The organism is Pseudoalteromonas sp. LC2018020214 (assembly GCF_016598755.1).
Lineage (GTDB): Bacteria > Pseudomonadota > Gammaproteobacteria > Enterobacterales > Alteromonadaceae > Pseudoalteromonas > Pseudoalteromonas distincta.
Genome location: NZ_CP066805.1, coordinates 223,102 through 238,855, shown reverse-complemented (window position 1 = coordinate 238,855; position 15,754 = coordinate 223,102). Strand labels below are relative to the sequence as shown.

The following is a 15,754-nucleotide window of genomic DNA, read 5'->3' as shown; positions in this document are numbered from 1 at the left end:
TATCAATGCTTGCGTAGTACTAAATGCAAGCGATATAATCCGTTTTTGGTAATAGGTTTTATAGGAGAAGCAAAATAGATGGATTTTTTTTATGAATAAACTTAAGCCACTCGGTTTTATTTTCCTAATCATAGTTCTATTTTGTTTCTGCTTAAACATAGAGTTAACGAATCAGATAAACCGTATAAATCTATTTCAGACTAATATTGATATACGAAGTTTCGAGATCACGAATACCTCCCTTGATATGGCTCCTTGGTATAATCCCATTTTAAATGGCCATTATATAATTGAGCAGCCAACAGCTGATTTTTTACTTATCAAAACCACTGATACCCAATTTGTAGCAGCTGATTCTAATAAGTTAATTATGATGACGCTCTCATCACCCATGAACTTTTTATTTTTATGTATATTGATATTTGGCTCAGGTATCTACTTACGTAGAGAACGTAGAAAACGTCATTATAAAAATCAAATAGCGGAGCTCAATCGCCAAGCCAATAGCTTACTTACTGCATTTAATTTACAAGTTAAACCGGCAGAGAACCCATTAGGTGTAAACAGCTTAAGCCAATCTATAAATAGCTTAAATTCACACGTAGTTAATTATGTAAAACAAACTCAAACAAGTATTTGTCAAGACAAACTGACGCTGTTAATTGACCGCCATGCATATATTGAACACATAGACAGACAAATAAATCATGCGAATCAGGAAGATCTCAAGTGTGCGCTTCTATTTATCGACTTGGATGGCTTTAAACAAGTAAATGATTCGTTTGGCCACAGTTTTGGTGATGAAATATTAGTTCAAGTTGCCAGTCGACTTGCAAATGTTTTACGTCATCATAAGTTAAGTAATATTAATAGCGCTAATCAATTAGAGCAAAACTTATCAAGATTAGGAGGAGACGAATTCTCCATATTTATAGAACTACTTGATGATAGCGACAGAGTTGTTGACATAGCGAAACACGTGCTAAGTGAGCTTGAAAAAGACTTTGTGCTTGGCAATAAAATAGTAAAAATTAGTGCCAGTATTGGTATTGCTGCTTACCCAGAAAGCGCGTCAACCCCACAAGCACTTTTACAACTAGCTGATGTTGCTATGTACAGAGCTAAGAGTGATGGTAAGGGAATATTTAAAGTTTACTCGCCAGAGATGGGTAACAAAATGCGCCGCTACCATTATTTACTCGAAGAATTGCGTTTAGCGCTAGCGTGTAAAGATTTTTACTTATCTTTTCAACCAATTGTGCATGTTGAAGATTGTATGATTGATTATTTTGAAGCGCTTACACGCTGGGACCACCCTGTTGAGGGTATGATCCCACCTTCAGAATTTATTCCAATAGCAGAAGAGTCGAATTTAATATTAGAGCTTGGCGATTGGATTATGCTTGAATCGTGCCGGCAAATGGCCGCATGGCATAATGCAGGTATGCGCAAAGTAAAAATATCAGTTAACGTTTCGGGCATTCAGTTAAAGCACCGTGATATTTATGATTGGATAATGAATAAGCTCAAAAAAACCGGCTTACCGGCGACGTCTTTAATGCTTGAAATTACCGAATCAACATTTATTCAAGCCAGCCCTAGAATAATTAAAGAGCTAAGTAGATTAAGAGAAGAAGGCATCACTATTGCAATTGATGACTTTGGTACAGGTTTTAGCTCGTTAAGTACATTAGCTGATTTACCAATTGATGTTATTAAAATTGATCGCTCGTTCATAGCTCAAGCCAATAAAAGTCAAAAATATAACGATATATTAAATACAATTAGTGAGCTTGGACAAAAGCTTGGCCTTAAAATTGTAGCTGAAGGCGTTGAAGAAATAGGGCAGTTTGAGCTTGTTAAAAAAATGGGGGTGAGTTCAGTTCAGGGGTATTTAGTGAGCCGTCCTGAGTCATCAGTTAATGTAGGCAATAAAGTATTACGTAATAATACCAGCAATCTTTCTGCATCGGGTACAAGTGCGTGGGATATTGTTAGTTAGTTAGTTAGTTAGTTAGTTAGTTAGTTAGTTAGTTAGTTAGTTAGTTAGTTATTTTACAAATAAAAATGCCACTCTAAATAGAGTGGCATTTTTTGTTTAATCAGTAATTAATGTATTAAAGATCAAATGTGCGTGAAACAGCAAGTACAATACGCTCATCAGCATAATCGTAATCTAAGCTAGTGTTTTCAGCAGCCACTTCAATACCAAAACCTTCGTAGCTTGTTTGATAAGCTAGGCGGTAGTGCTTGTACGATTTTTTCTGGTTTGTATCCCAAGCCCACTTTTCACCATCAAGTGAGTTTGAAATATCAAAACTTGCACGTAGTGCGTGATTTGGAGCTAGTTCATAAGTGTGAGCAACCATTGAAATTACATGACCCGCACCTGTTCCAAAGTAATCCCAGCTATACCAAAAGTTAAGCTCAGTTTGGCCGTATTCACTTGCATAACCAAACTTAGTGTAAGCTTCGGCGTAGTTACCATCGCTGTTATTACCTTGATAAGTGTAATAAGCGATACCGTAATCAACGCTAAATTGCTCATCAAGTTGTACATATTTACCTAAGTAAGCATCTAGCTCAAAATCAGTGTCGTCACCAAAATCTACGTTTGAGGCCCAAACACCAGCGTAAACACCATTATCAAAGGCATAATCTAAGCTGCCTTGAATTGCAGGGTCGCTATCGGTCTGTGTTACACCATTAAAAGTGTAGTCAGACGCTGCAGTGATTGTTGTTGACCAATCAGCTGCTGCAGTTGTTGATAAAAGTGCAAATGGTAGTGCTACTACAAGTTGTTTTAGTTTGTTATTCATTATTAATCCCTAGTGTACTGTGTCTATTTTTGTGTAATCAATTGCGTTTGCTTTTGGTGAGCTATCTATATTCGTTACTGTTTTAAATTTACTGTAACCAATAAAAGCTGCACAGATAAAGAACAAGCCAATAACTAATGCGCCTACCCACTGAATTTGTAAAAATTCTAATTTAAACAATAGTGTAAGTAATGATAGAGCAACAACATTTCCGATTATGTATTTCATTTTGCCAAAACGCTTTACGGTAAAGTTTAGGTTATCTGTATATAAACGCACTAACGAATCAAGTGAGTTAATTACAAATACAATACCTACAAATACCATAGCGAAGTTTTTAATACCTTGAGTTGGGATGCCCGCTTCATGGTAGTGATAAAGTACGCTAAACCAAATCGCAATAGGAATAGAAGGGAAAATCAACATTGCAGCTAATACTTGGTATGTTTTAAGTCCACCAACAAAGCGTGATGTAAATTGACCAATCATTATGCTCCACGCAAACCACCAGAATAAGTAAAACTCATGGTAATCATTAAGCGGTAAAACAAATTCATTAATGTTTGCAAAGTAAGTACCAATAGAACCTAAGTTATCTGTAAATGCTGACATTTGACTATCACCAATCACAAATGCGCCAGCCCACATAAAGGCGATTAAGGCTAAGAATAACCACGTAGTAGAGATACTTAAAATACGTACATATTTAATGTCAGTACTTGAGTACACAGCAAAACAAATAGCCGCGAATACAATTAAATAAAACTCAGAAACTATACTTGTTCCATCGCCTAATTCGGGTAAATACCATGGTAGGTTTGTAAGCAGTAAATAAGCGGTAAATGCACATGTACCAATAATTACAACGTTATTGATAAATTTAACCCAAGGAATTTCGAAAAATTTCACTTTAGGTTCTATTACACAGAAATAAAAGCACGTAAGAAAGTAAAATCCCCAGATCAAAAATCCCCAGTAGCCAAACTCAATAGCCAGTGGATTTGCAAACGCGTATTCTGGGCTTGCTTTTATGTCTGCATAACCTGCAAACTCAGTTAAAGGAAACATAATAAGGCCAACATCAAGGCCAGAAGTAAATAGTATTGCTATAAACGTAAAGGTTCGAACTGGTGTTACACCTACTACGCGAACATTACCCCATTTAATTAAAATAGTGATAATAGCAAGTAAGGTAAAAATGATGCCTGCATTAAGCCAAATAGTCATTGTTACCCTCCAATAATGAATAAAAATAATTCATAAGCACTCCGTATTTTATTGTTTTATTCTCGCATTAACACAACGTAACCTATTTACATCGTGTGCCACTGCAAGGCACGCAATGGTTTAGCCCGGCGAGGCTAAACCTGAGCATGAGGCTAAAGTTAGATCTCCGAACTACGTTGTGTTTCTTGCCAATTTGTTGTTATGGCAACATTCACATCCGATTTCTGTAATGGTTCTTTACCTAAAATTATGTCAGCTGCTTTTTCGGCAACCATAATAGTAGGCGCATTCAAGTTTCCGTTAGGAACTGTTGGGAATATAGATGAGTCAACAACACGTAGTCCTTCAATACCATGTACTTGCGTATTTGAATTAACAACGGCCATATCATCTTCACCCATTTTGCATGAGCAAGAAGGGTGGTAGGCACTTTCTACGGCTTGGCGTACAAAGGCATCTATTTCTTCATCTGTTTGAATATGTTTACCTGGTTGAATTTCTTCATCGCGGTATTCATCAAAGGCACTTTGTTCGATTATGTCGCGTGTTAAGCGAACGCACGCTCTAAAGCCTTCAATATCGTCTTGGTGTTCAAGGTAATTAAATAAAATGGTTGGTGGTTGCTCAGGGTTCGCAGAAGCAATAGTGACACTACCGCGACTTTTTGGTTTGTTATGACCAACATGTACCTGAAAACCATGACCTGCAAATGCACTTCTACCATCGTAACGCATAGCCGCTGGTAAAAAGTGATATTGAATATCTGGCCATTCAACACCTGGTTTTGAGCGAATAAACGCACACGATTCAAAATGATTCGTTGCACCTAAACCCGAACGCGTTAATAACCAGCGCGCACCAATCAACCCTTTTGAAACAATGCCTAGTTTGCCGTTAAGCGTGATAGGTTGCTTACACTTGTATTGAAAGTAAAACTCAAGATGATCTTGTAAGTTTTGACCTACACCTGGTAGATGATGCTGTACTTCAACGCCTGCTTTTTCAAGCGCTTGAGTATCACCAATACCAGAGAGTTGTAAAATATGTGGAGAGCCGATAGGGCCTGCACTTAATATAACGTCTTTTGCAGCATGTGCAGTTTTAACGTCGCCATTTACTTTGTATTCAATGCCTGTGGCTTTTTTACCATCTAAAATCACGCGCTGTGCTAGTGCACCTGTAATAATCGTTAAATTACTACGCGATTTAACAGGGTCTAAATACTCACGCGAAGCAGAGCTGCGCACGCCGTCTTTTACGGTCATGTGCATTGGGCCAAAACCCTCTTGCTGCGATGCATTATAATCATCTGTAGACGCGTAACCGGCTTGTACACCTGCTTTGATAAAGGTGCGGTAAAGCGGGTTTTTCATTTCGTTGCCGTTATTAACGCCAAGCGGGCCTTTGCCACCACGGTAAGTATTTTCACCAAGATAAAAGCTTTCTGCTTTTTGAAAATACGGTAAACACGATTGGTAATCCCAGCCGTTTGCACCGTGTTGCTGCCATTCGTCAAAATCTTTTGCGTGGCCACGTACGTATACCATGCCATTAATAGATGACGAGCCGCCTAATACTTTGCCTCGAGGACAATGCATCTCACGGTTATCTAAATGAGGCTCAGGCTGCGTATGAAACTGCCATGCATATTTGTCACTATTCATAGGAATAGATAACGCGGTTGGCATTTTTATAAAAATACTTTTATCACTACCGCCAGTTTCAAGTAGTAACACGCGGTTACTTGAATCTTCAGATAAACGGTTTGCTAAAACACAACCCGCCGAACCCGCGCCAACAATAATATAGTCGTAATGATTACTCATAGTAGGGCGCCTTAAAATGGGCTTTCTATGTCGGCCATACCAACATAAATAGACTTAGTTTGCGTGTATTGATCAAGAGTTTGTATACCATTTTCACGGCCAATGCCCGATTGCTTATAACCGCCAACTGGCATTTCAGCAGGTGAGTTACCGTATGCATTAATCCAACAAATACCCGCTTGTAACTTATGAATAACGCGGTGCGCACGTTTAATATCGCTAGTAAATACGCCTGCGGCCAAGCCTAGGTGGGTTGCGTTAGCGCGTGCAATAACATCGTCTTCGTCGTCAAAAACAAGCACGCTCATTACAGGGCCAAATATTTCTTCTTTAACGATTGTCATATCGTCGTTGCAATCAATGAACACAGTCGGTGCTACAAAATAGCCATTAGGTGCAGATTCAGGTGAAAGCGTTGTACCACCAGTTAATAGCGTTGCACCTTCTTCGATGCCTTTATTAACGTAGCTCATCACTAGTTCTTGGTGCTTTTTAGAGATAAGTGCGCCAAAGTTTGTATTTAAATCTTGTGGGTCGCCAGCAATAATGTTTTTCTCAGTGCGCGCTTTAAGCTCATCAATAAACTGCTGATATACATTTTTATGAACGTAAATACGTGTACAGTTAGTACAAATTTCGCCTTGCGTATAAAAGTTACCTAACATAGCAGCGCTAACCGCTTGCTCTATGTTGGCATCATCAAATACTAATAGTGGAGATTTACCACCAAGTTCCATCGTGACATCTTTTAACGTACCGGCAGCACTCGCGACTACTTTTTTACCTGTGCCTACTTCACCCGTAAACGATACTTTATCAATATCGCTATGCTGCGTTAGCCACTGGCCTACATCGCCTGCGCCTTGAACAACATTAAACACACCTGCAGGTACACCAGCTTCAACAAATACTTCTGCAAGTTTAATAGCGCCAAGTGGTGTTTCTTCAGATGGTTTAAATATAAATGCATTACCAGCAGCAAGGGCAGGGCCCGACTTCCAACATGCAATTTGTAGTGGGTAGTTCCATGCACCTATACCCGCACAGATACCTAATGGCTCTTTACGTGTGTAGTAAAAGTCATCACCAACCATTTGTTGTTGGCCTACTTGTGCTGGCGCAAGGCCTGCAAAGTATTCAATTACATCAGCGCCGGTTTCAATATCAACACAATTTGCTTCTTGCATTGGTTTGCCGGTGTCGAGTACTTCTACAAGTGCCAGCTCATCATTGCGCTCGCGTAAAATAGCCACTGCTTTTAATAAAATACGACTACGTTCAATAGGTGTCATTGCTGACCACTGTGCAAAACCTTGCTTTGCACTGGCAATGGCTGCGTTTTGAATAAATTCGTCGGCAATTTCTACTGCGTAAATAACCTCACCCGTTGCTGGGTTTGTTACATCAAATGTTTTGCCGCTCTGGTTTGCAAGAAAATGGCCGTTAATAAAATTTTGATAGACAGGTGTAGTCACGCTAGGCTCCATATTGCTTGATAAGTGAAAGTACATAGCTCTTTGCTAACTTTTCACTGTGTTTAAACTGATTATTGTCTGATTTACTCAGTACTGCTCTTAACCATAGGCCATCGATCATTGCGGCGCTAAGTTCTGCAGCTTGATTTGCTTGCTCAATAGGCATTAATTGCTTAAAAGAAAATGCTAAATTACTTTGCAAGCGTTTACTGTTTACGTTTTGTAGTCTGTGTAATTCTTCATCATGCATCGATTGCGCCCAAAAACTTAACCACGTTCGGGTTGTATCATTACGCTGTTGTACAAGCGCAAAGTTGGCTTCGATAATAAACATTAAACGCTCAATGGCAGTGGTTTGATGATTTACTTTACTTATTAAGCCTTGCTTTAAGCTTGTTAGTAAGTATCTAACCGTGGCTTCAATTAACCCCTGCTTACCATTAAAATAATGACTAATGATGCCTGACGATAAACCTGCATTTTTACTAATGCTGTTTATTGTTGTGCCTTGTAGTCCCTTAGTAGCAACTGACTCTATAGTTGCGTCAATTAGCTGCTGACGTCTGACAGGTTCCATTCCGACTTTAGGCATAATTTTTATTAATTGAACGTTCAATAAACATAAGCTTAAGGTAATAGCTCTAACAATTCAAGGCTGAAGTAAATACCTAGATGCCAAAATGTAGATTAATCATTAATAAAAGAGCAATTAATAGGACAAAGAAGATGTGGTTTTTATTTGTTTAATTTCATTTAAAACAGTGGCTTGAGAATTTAATTTTTAAATTCAATAATAGTAATGATTTGTTTACAGCAATAAATGAATAAAATGTCAAAAAACCATTAGAACAATAATAGTTAGAGTACTAATAGTATTATTTTGATACAAAAGAGCACTAAACCTGCAATTGCTTAGTGCTCTAATAAATTTATATGGAGAGTAAACTTTGTGGTTTTATCGTTTTAAAGCGCTTGGTATTGAAAGGTCAGGCATTATTAATAACGCCTTTAAAAAGTAGGGGGTAACGTCTTAGTCTATTGCCAATGTAGTCATCAGCTAAAATTTGCTGGCAAATGAAATCAATATCTTTGCTTGCTTCAAATACCCAATCAAAGCGTTCTATAGCCAGTAAAAAACCACGCTTTAAATGAGTTTGAGAACGGTACTGTTCTAGGTTGTCTTGAATAATAGAGACTTTACTTGGATTAGCTTTAAGCTCTTCTACTACTTGATTAATAAAAGTAGTATTGAGCTTACTGGTCGGGCGGTGTCTTAGTTTTCGTGGGTGCATTAGCTCTCGTTTGCAATGTTATATAATTTTTTCAAAAAGTCGTCTTTATGCTTTTCATGTTCGTAGTCAAGGTGGTAAGTATTATGAAAACCAAAGCGCAGTTCTACACCGCTACCTTGTAGATATACGGTGTAACCGTCTACGTCTGAATATGCAGTAACTCCCTGATAATGTTTGCCTTCATCAGTCATTTCACCTTTTTGAATTATGCGTTCATATACGGCTAAAATCTGTTTATTGTCGATTTCGTTTTTCATGTTTTATACCTTTTATTAAAAAGCTAATACGATATAGATATGAGGGTCGATCATCTTAAAAACAATAGCTAAAAAAATGTGATATTGCTTTGTAATTTGGCCTTTTTAAATTATGCTCAAAATTCATTTATTGTTGAGCTTACACCATGATAGACAAGGCGTTACTACTAAAAACTCGTGAGTTATCGGATCAATTAATTGCATTGCAAACGCCTATTAGGATACTCGATGCTATTAATTGGGATAAACAAACTAAAGAGGAGTTTTTTAGACAAAAATGTCAAAAAAATCCACTGATCGATCGTGCATACTATCAACAGCGCGATCTTGGTTTTGTACCTAGCGAGTTACGCCAAGCGTTTTCTACTTTGCACCGTAACATTATTAACCAATTGGGGCAGTTAAATCCCATAGCTCAATACATGGGAAAAATGTGCACAGAGTATAAAACAGTATTAAGTATGCTTGAGTATCGTGGCACACCAGAGTTTCATGACTTATCGGTGGAGTTATTTGGTCACCCTAAAGATTTATTTCATGCCGGTGAGCCCTCACTTTCTGAGCTAGCTAATATGCTAGATAAACCGCTGCAAAATTTACTTATAGCCGACATACTGCCTGACGACCCTAAAAATATTGATGCTGTTGATGCAGTGCGTATTTTGTCTGAGCAAGTAACCGCTAGTATGGCAGGCATAAACGTAGAGGTAATGCTTAGCGATGGTATTGTTAGTGATGCAGCCGCAGGTGCTAATAATATAAAGCTTAATCAAGATGTTAAGTTTTCGCAGCGTGAACTTGATATCTTAGAAGTTCACGAAGGGTGGATACACGTAGGTACCACTCAAAATGGTTTAGCTCAGCCTTATTTAACGTGTTTGAGTAAAGGTACGCCAAGCTCCACTATTACCCAAGAAGGTTTAGCGGTACTAACCGAAATTATTACTTTAAAATCAACCCCAAGGCGTTTATCTAAATTAGTGAATCGTATTCAAGCCGTTACAAAGGTAATAGATGGCGCTGAGTTTGTAGACATTTACCGTGATTACGTAGCGCAAGGTTTATCAAAAGATGACAGCTACACACTTGCGCAGCGTGTATTTAGAGGCAGTACGCCAACAGGCTTGCCTTTTACAAAAGATATTGCCTACATTAAAGGCTTTGTACTGGTTTATAACTTAATACGCGTTGCAATACAGCTTGGTCGAATAGATAGACTTCCTTTATTACTGGTAGGTAAAATATCGATAGATGATTTTAGATTAATATCGCAGCTTCATGATTTAGGTGTAATAGAGAGCCCACAATTTGTACCACCACACTTTAAAGATTTACGCGGTTTGGCAACTTGGTTGAGCTTTGGCCGTTTTATTGGCGACTTGTCGTTTGAAAAGTTAGAAAACGATTATAAACCGCTATTTTTATAATTAATCAATATAACTTACCGACATAAAAAAAGCCCGTAACGGGCTTTTAAATTAAAGTACTTTAAATGTAATTATCGCGCGTTAGTGCTTTCAAATATTTTGTCAGCTGAGGCTGCAACAAAACCAGTATAAAGCTCGCCGTCTGCTTTAGGGTAACGAATAGCAAACTCATAAAAGCAGCTAGGAATGCTCATATCACCGTCACTAAAGGTAACAGAGTATTCATCAGCAAGTGTTGACGATTGCTCTAGTAACACCTCTGGTGAGCCTTTAACTTCGCCGCCTGATGTATTAAGTGAAAAACCTGCATTTTTTAGAGCTTGGTTAACATCATGAATGTTATCAAACTTAGCAAGCGTATTAATATTTACGGTAAAGTGATTGGCACGGTAACCCCACGCCGACATCCACGCTGCATATTCGCTTTCAGCTAGCAGTTGTTTGTAAGTATCGGTGCTTACTTGCCAATGCGTGCCTGAATATAAAAAGTTGTCTGCTGTAACTGCACTTTCGTCAATTTGGCTTACCATATCTGTCACGATGGCTTGTAACTCTGGCGAGCATTTTTCTACTAATAGTTCAGAGATAAATACTTTTGGCTGATTAGGATCGCTATGCTCATAGTGTTTTGCGTAAAGTTTTTTAGCTTCAAAGTGGTACTCACCACATTCTTTGTAACCAATTGCTAAAAAGTGAGCGGCGAGCTTTTCAAGACTCACTTTTTCTATATTAAATGTACGCAGCGCAATATGATCGTTAATGATGTCATCTTTTTGCGTTGAACCTAAAAGGTCATGAATTTTATCTGCCGATGGAGTTACGTTTAAATAGTTTTCCCAAAGGTTCTCAAATAATGTATTTACATCAGTATGCATGTTAAGTCCTTAAATCTAAAATTTGGTTTTATTGCTTATTCAATTACTAAGCCCGGCGCTAGGGTTTGCGGTAAGCTCACTTTATCTGACTCCACAGATGCTACAGGGTATGCGCAATAATCGGCGGCGTAATATGCACTTGCTCTGTGATTTCCACTGGCGCCAATGCCGCCAAATGGAGCTGCACTAGAGGCACCTGTGATAGGGCGGTTCCAGTTAACAATACCGGCACGAATGCGCTTTAAAAAGTGAGTGTAGTCATCTTCACTGTCGCTAAGTAAACCTGCAGATAAACCAAAGCTTGTGTTGTTAGCTTCAATGATTGCGCTGTCAAAGTCGGTGTAACGATACACTTTAATTAGCGGTCCAAAATGCTCTTCATCTGGCATGTCGGTAATGCTTGTTACATCAATAATGCCAGGGCTTACAAAACCTGTGGCTGGTTTTAATTGCTTAAGTTCAACAAGGATTTGCGCGCCTTTTGACACTAATTCACTTTGCGCAGCAACCATACCCAGTGCTGCTTTTTCGCTTATCATTGCACCCATAAAAGGCTGCTCTGTAGCAAAGCTGTCGTCTACAACTAAGTTTTTAGTCGCGCTTATTAGCTTTTCTAAAATAGCATCGCCGTTGGCTGATTTTTCAATAAATAAGCGACGTGCACACGTACAACGTTGACCTGAGGTAATAAAGCCTGATTGAATAATATCGTGTACAGCGGCGCTTATATCGCTCACATCTTTTACAATAAGAGGATTATTACCGCCCATTTCAAGTGCTAAAATTTTGCCAGGGTGTCCTGCAAACTGCTTATGTAGTAAGTGACCTGTGTTTGAGCTACCGGTAAAAAATAAGCCATCTATGTCTTTATGAGAAGCAAGCGCTTTGCCTGTTTCAATTTCACCTTGCACAAGGTTAATAACACTCGCTGGCAAACCTGCTTTTAACCAAAGTGAGAGGGTAAATTCTGCAACGTGCGGAGTCAATTCTGATGGCTTAAATACCACGGTGTTGCCTGCTAAAATTGCAGGAACAATATGCCCGTTTGGTAAATGTCCCGGAAAGTTATACGGACCAAAAATAGCCACAACGCCATGCGGCTTGTGTCTAATAAACGCTTTAGCACCGGGCATTGGGTTTTCGGTTGTACCTGTACGCTCATGGTACGCTTTTACAGATATAGCTACTTTGCCTGTCATTGCGCCCACTTCGGTGCGGGTTTCCCATAATGGCTTACCCGTTTCGCGTGCAATAATAGTAGCAAATTCTTCGCTGTGTTCTTTTAATTGTGCTGCGAACTTTTCTAAAATGGCGATACGCTCTTCAAGCGGTTTGTCTGCCCATTGTACCTGTGCTGCTCTGGCTGCTTTTATAGCAGAATCTACTTGCTGGGCGTTTGCGCCATTACCTTGCCATACCACATCGCCATTACTTGGATTGGTTGACTCAAATGCTGGACCAAGTCCCACATGCCACTGGTTATTAATTAGGTGTGTATTCATAAATAATTTACAGGCGGAAAAATCGCGCTGCATCTCCTTGACTTAAATTAAGTGCTTTAGCCACATCTTGGCTAATGACGAGGGTATGTTTTGCATGATTGTAATGTGCTTCTTTGGTAAATGTTGCTCTAAAGCCACTTACGCCTTGATTACATACAGCCAGCGTATCTGAGCTATTTTGTGATATGTGATCAAGCTCGCCAATCGTAACAGGGCAAACTTGAGAGTCGCGAATGCTGCGAATATTACCAAGCTTTGCTTCAACTGTTGGGCCTGCATCAAATAAGTCAACGTAGCCTCTGTGCTCAAAACCTTCCTTTTCTAATAGTTTTAGCGCAGGTTTTGTTTTTTCATGCACATGCCCAATCACTGCTTGGGCTTTTTTACTAAGCAAGTTCACATAAATAGGGTATTTAGGCATTAACTCGCTAATAAATACCTTATCGCCTAAGCCAACTAAGTGATCCGCTTGTGGAAATTCGATACTAAAAAAGTGCTCTTGTAGCCATTGCCAAAAAGGAGAATGACCGTCTTCGTCGCTAACACCGCGCATTTCTGCGATAACAGTATCGGCAAAACGCTCGCTATGTTGAGCCATAAACAAAAAGCGTGAACGTGATAAAAATCGACCCGTTAAACCTTTGCGGCTATTTTCGCGCAAAAATAATGTACATATTTCTGAGCAACCAGTGTAGTCGTTACACATGCTTAAAATATCAACGGTGTTATATACATTTAAAGTAGGCGAGTGGTGTACTGTTTTACCCAAATGATAATGATATAAAGGCACCGATAAACCTACTGCGGCTTCTATAGCGGTTGTGCCAATAACGTCACCTGTTTCACTGTCTTCTAAAACAAATAAATAGCTTTCATCAAGTGGCTGGTTAATGTTTTTGGCAAAGCTTTTTTCAGCACGTTCAATTTTTTCTTTAAGCTGTGTATCGTCCACAGGTAAAGAGGTAAACCCATGACCGGATTCAATCGCTATTTGTTTAAGCGCGTCAAAATCATTGGCAGTAATAGGACGTAATACTTGCATTTATTGCTTGCTCCAATAGCACGCCAGTAGGCGTGCTAATTTAAACTATATTAACCGTTTACTACGTCGCTAACGGCTTTTTCAAAGCGCGCTAAGCCTTCTTTAATATCTTCAAACGGAATAATTAAAGATGGTGTAAAACGAATTACATTCATACCCGCTACAAGATTCATCAAACCATTATTAGCACTGGCTACTAAAAAGTCGCGTGCGCGGCCTTCAAATTTGTCATTTAGTACTGCGCCAATTAATAAGCCTTTACCACGTACTTCGCTAAATACGTTGTATTTTTCATTAATTGCGTTTAATCCGTCACGGAATAATTGCTCGCGCTCTTTAACACCGTTTAGTACGTCTGGTGTATTTACTGTATCAAATGCCGCTTCAGCCACAGCACAAGCAAGTGCGTTTCCGCCATAAGTAGAACCGTGAGTACCAATTTTTAAATGCTCAGCAATAGGTGTACGAGTGATCATAGCGCCAATTGGAAAACCACCACCCAATGCTTTTGCCGTTGTTAAAATGTCAGGAACAACCCCTAAACCTTCATAAGCATATAAATCGCCTGTGCGGCCAACACCCGTTTGTACTTCATCAAAAATAAGTAACGCGTTATGTTTAGTACAAAGTTCACGTACTTTTTTAGCAAATTCATCTGTTGGTGAAATAATACCGCCTTCACCTTGTAATGGTTCCATCATAACAGCACATGTTTTATCGCTGATCAGCGCTTCAAATGCCGCTATATCGTTAAAATCACAATGTACTATGTCAGCTGGTTTTGGACCAAAGCCATCTGAATAAGCCGCTTGCCCGCCCACAGTTACTGTAAAGAATGTGCGACCATGGAAACCTTTATTAAATGCAATAATTTGCGTTTTTTCAGCGCCATATACGTCCAATGCATAACGACGAGATAATTTAAGCGCGGCTTCGTTTGCTTCTGCGCCTGAGTTTGCAAAGTAAACTTTATCAGCAAATGTTGCTTCAACCATTTTTTGAGCTAAACGAAGTGCTGGCTCATTGGTCATAACATTTGATAAATGCCAAATTTTTTCGCCTTGCTCTTTTAATGCTTTAACTAATGCAGGATGACAGTGACCCAAACAGTTAACGGCAATACCACCGGCAAAATCAATGAACTCATTGTTATTTTGATCCCAAACGCGTGAACCTTCACCACGAACTGGGATAATTGCTGATGGGTTATAGTTTGGTACCATTACGTCGTTAAATAAGTCTCTTGTTACTTGCATTTTTACACCTAAATTTAATGGGCTTAGATAAAAGATTAGTTGCTAACTCAAAGAAGAATATAGCCTTTATTCTTCAGCAAACACGTTATTATTTCTGTTAGGTGCCATTATCGAAGGTTGGCAGTGAAAATTGCAGTGCTATTTTGTGAAAAATGATTAAAATAAAAGTCAAAATAACGAAGAAAATTACCATTATGATAACTCCACAAGATGAAAAGCTACTTTCTGTACTAAAAACAAATGCAAGAGCGAGTATTTCTGATCTTGCGCGAATGCTTGACTTATCTCGTTCAACTGTACAAAGCCGAATGCTCAAATTAGAAGAAACCGGTGTGATTAAAGGTTACAGCGTTGATTACGGTGACGACTACCTTAGTAAAATGGTATCAGCTCATGTGTCTATAAAAGTAAGACAAAAATTAACGACTAAAACAAACATTGAGCTTAAGCAAATTGATGCTATTTCACAGCTATATGCCATAAGTGGTGAGTTTGATTTAATTGCTGTAGTACAAGCTCAAAATTTAGAACAGCTTAGTCATTTGTTAGACGATATAGGAAATCTTGATGGGGTGGAGCGAACAACATCTTCTGTTATTTTAGAAACTAAATTTAAGCGTTAATCTCCCTTTACACTTGAGTCGTTAAATGCTGTTTACATATTTAGGGTTACTATAAACATTGCTAAATAAATTGTTTATAGACTCTTGCTTTATTTCGCTTGAGTGATAAAATCAGGTACAGTTTTTAATTGCG

At 38.7% G+C, this 15,754-nt stretch carries 14 protein-coding genes; 3 read left to right on the top strand and 11 right to left on the bottom strand.

Annotated elements, in window-relative coordinates; translation table 11 throughout:
• The first annotated feature begins 247 nt into the window (after positions 1–247).
• Positions 248–2,002, top strand: coding sequence for a putative bifunctional diguanylate cyclase/phosphodiesterase (locus tag JG479_RS17530; RefSeq protein ID WP_442793220.1), 1,755 nt, complete (start codon positions 248–250; stop codon positions 2,000–2,002).
• A gap of 115 nt (positions 2,003–2,117) precedes the next feature.
• On the opposite strand, the gene JG479_RS17525 is transcribed toward JG479_RS17530, so the two are convergent.
• From JG479_RS17525 to JG479_RS17495, 7 genes are all read right to left on the bottom strand, one after another.
• Positions 2,118–2,819, bottom strand: coding sequence for a TorF family putative porin (locus tag JG479_RS17525; protein WP_138490427.1), 702 nt, complete (start codon positions 2,817–2,819; stop codon positions 2,118–2,120).
• 9 nt (positions 2,820–2,828) lie between these two features.
• Positions 2,829–4,046, bottom strand: a complete 1,218-nt coding sequence (locus tag JG479_RS17520) for a BCCT family transporter (protein WP_182716610.1) — start codon at positions 4,044–4,046, stop codon at positions 2,829–2,831.
• Positions 4,047–4,204: 158 nt separating this feature from the next.
• Positions 4,205–5,872: a choline dehydrogenase gene (gene betA / locus JG479_RS17515; RefSeq protein ID WP_024596000.1), complete on the bottom strand. Its 1,668-nt coding sequence runs from the start codon at positions 5,870–5,872 to the stop codon at positions 4,205–4,207.
• An 11-nt stretch (positions 5,873–5,883) separates the two neighbouring features.
• Positions 5,884–7,347 (bottom strand): betaine-aldehyde dehydrogenase, encoded by a 1,464-nt coding sequence (betB, locus tag JG479_RS17510; RefSeq protein WP_002958619.1) that lies wholly within the window; start codon positions 7,345–7,347, stop codon positions 5,884–5,886.
• A 1-nt stretch (position 7,348) separates the two neighbouring features.
• Positions 7,349–7,924 carry a transcriptional regulator BetI gene (betI, locus tag JG479_RS17505; RefSeq protein WP_002958618.1) on the bottom strand — a complete coding sequence of 192 codons (576 nt, stop codon included), beginning with the start codon at positions 7,922–7,924 and terminating at the stop codon, positions 7,349–7,351.
• 409 nt (positions 7,925–8,333) lie between these two features.
• The gene (locus JG479_RS17500) at positions 8,334–8,639 is read right to left on the bottom strand and encodes a hypothetical protein (RefSeq protein ID WP_002958617.1); all 306 of its coding nucleotides are present in this window, start codon (positions 8,637–8,639) and stop codon (positions 8,334–8,336) included.
• Positions 8,639–8,896: a DUF3081 domain-containing protein gene (locus tag JG479_RS17495; RefSeq protein ID WP_002958616.1), complete on the bottom strand. Its 258-nt coding sequence runs from the start codon at positions 8,894–8,896 to the stop codon at positions 8,639–8,641. The genes JG479_RS17500 and JG479_RS17495 overlap by 1 nt, the downstream gene beginning before the upstream one ends.
• 146 nt (positions 8,897–9,042) lie before the next feature.
• Between JG479_RS17495 and JG479_RS17490 the strand changes: the two genes are divergently transcribed.
• Positions 9,043–10,323 carry a flavohemoglobin expression-modulating QEGLA motif protein gene (locus JG479_RS17490; RefSeq protein ID WP_002958615.1) on the top strand — a complete coding sequence of 427 codons (1,281 nt, stop codon included), beginning with the start codon at positions 9,043–9,045 and terminating at the stop codon, positions 10,321–10,323.
• Positions 10,324–10,394: 71 nt separating this feature from the next.
• On the opposite strand, the gene JG479_RS17485 is transcribed toward JG479_RS17490, so the two are convergent.
• The 4 genes from JG479_RS17485 to JG479_RS17470 are packed head-to-tail and all read right to left on the bottom strand — an operon-like array spanning position 10,395 to position 14,998.
• Positions 10,395–11,198 (bottom strand): DUF1338 domain-containing protein, encoded by an 804-nt coding sequence (locus tag JG479_RS17485; RefSeq protein WP_096794559.1) that lies wholly within the window; start codon positions 11,196–11,198, stop codon positions 10,395–10,397.
• Between the two features lie 35 nt (positions 11,199–11,233).
• The gene (astD, locus tag JG479_RS17480; RefSeq protein WP_200220598.1) at positions 11,234–12,700 is read right to left on the bottom strand and encodes a succinylglutamate-semialdehyde dehydrogenase; all 1,467 of its coding nucleotides are present in this window, start codon (positions 12,698–12,700) and stop codon (positions 11,234–11,236) included.
• A gap of 7 nt (positions 12,701–12,707) precedes the next feature.
• Positions 12,708–13,742, bottom strand: a complete 1,035-nt coding sequence (gene astA, locus JG479_RS17475; protein ID WP_182671203.1) for an arginine N-succinyltransferase — start codon at positions 13,740–13,742, stop codon at positions 12,708–12,710.
• A 50-nt stretch (positions 13,743–13,792) separates the two neighbouring features.
• Complete coding sequence (locus tag JG479_RS17470; protein ID WP_200220597.1) at positions 13,793–14,998, bottom strand: aspartate aminotransferase family protein; 1,206 nt, start codon at positions 14,996–14,998, stop codon at positions 13,793–13,795.
• 194 nt (positions 14,999–15,192) lie between these two features.
• Between JG479_RS17470 and JG479_RS17465 the strand changes: the two genes are divergently transcribed.
• On the top strand, positions 15,193–15,621 hold the full coding sequence (locus tag JG479_RS17465; RefSeq protein WP_002958609.1) for an Lrp/AsnC family transcriptional regulator: 429 nt from the start codon (positions 15,193–15,195) through the stop codon (positions 15,619–15,621).
• Positions 15,622–15,754 lie beyond the last annotated feature (133 nt).

Excerpts from the sequence above, each read along its gene's own strand:
- JG479_RS17485 (WP_096794559.1), bottom strand. The coding sequence starts at position 11,198 with ATGCATACTGATGTAAATACATTATTTGAGAACCTTTGGGAAAACTAT.
- JG479_RS17465 (WP_002958609.1), top strand. The coding sequence starts at position 15,193 with ATGATAACTCCACAAGATGAAAAGCTACTTTCTGTACTAAAAACAAAT.
- astA (WP_182671203.1), bottom strand. The coding sequence starts at position 13,742 with ATGCAAGTATTACGTCCTATTACTGCCAATGATTTTGACGCGCTTAAA.
- astD (WP_200220598.1), bottom strand. The coding sequence starts at position 12,700 with ATGAATACACACCTAATTAATAACCAGTGGCATGTGGGACTTGGTCCA.
- betA (WP_024596000.1), bottom strand. The coding sequence starts at position 5,872 with ATGAGTAATCATTACGACTATATTATTGTTGGCGCGGGTTCGGCGGGT.
- JG479_RS17490 (WP_002958615.1), top strand. The coding sequence starts at position 9,043 with ATGATAGACAAGGCGTTACTACTAAAAACTCGTGAGTTATCGGATCAA.
- JG479_RS17530 (WP_442793220.1), top strand. The coding sequence starts at position 248 with ATGGCTCCTTGGTATAATCCCATTTTAAATGGCCATTATATAATTGAG.
- JG479_RS17470 (WP_200220597.1), bottom strand. The coding sequence starts at position 14,998 with ATGCAAGTAACAAGAGACTTATTTAACGACGTAATGGTACCAAACTAT.
- betI (WP_002958618.1), bottom strand. The coding sequence starts at position 7,924 with ATGGAACCTGTCAGACGTCAGCAGCTAATTGACGCAACTATAGAGTCA.
- JG479_RS17525 (WP_138490427.1), bottom strand. The coding sequence starts at position 2,819 with ATGAATAACAAACTAAAACAACTTGTAGTAGCACTACCATTTGCACTT.
- JG479_RS17520 (WP_182716610.1), bottom strand. The coding sequence starts at position 4,046 with ATGACTATTTGGCTTAATGCAGGCATCATTTTTACCTTACTTGCTATT.
- JG479_RS17495 (WP_002958616.1), bottom strand. The coding sequence starts at position 8,896 with ATGAAAAACGAAATCGACAATAAACAGATTTTAGCCGTATATGAACGC.
- JG479_RS17500 (WP_002958617.1), bottom strand. The coding sequence starts at position 8,639 with ATGCACCCACGAAAACTAAGACACCGCCCGACCAGTAAGCTCAATACT.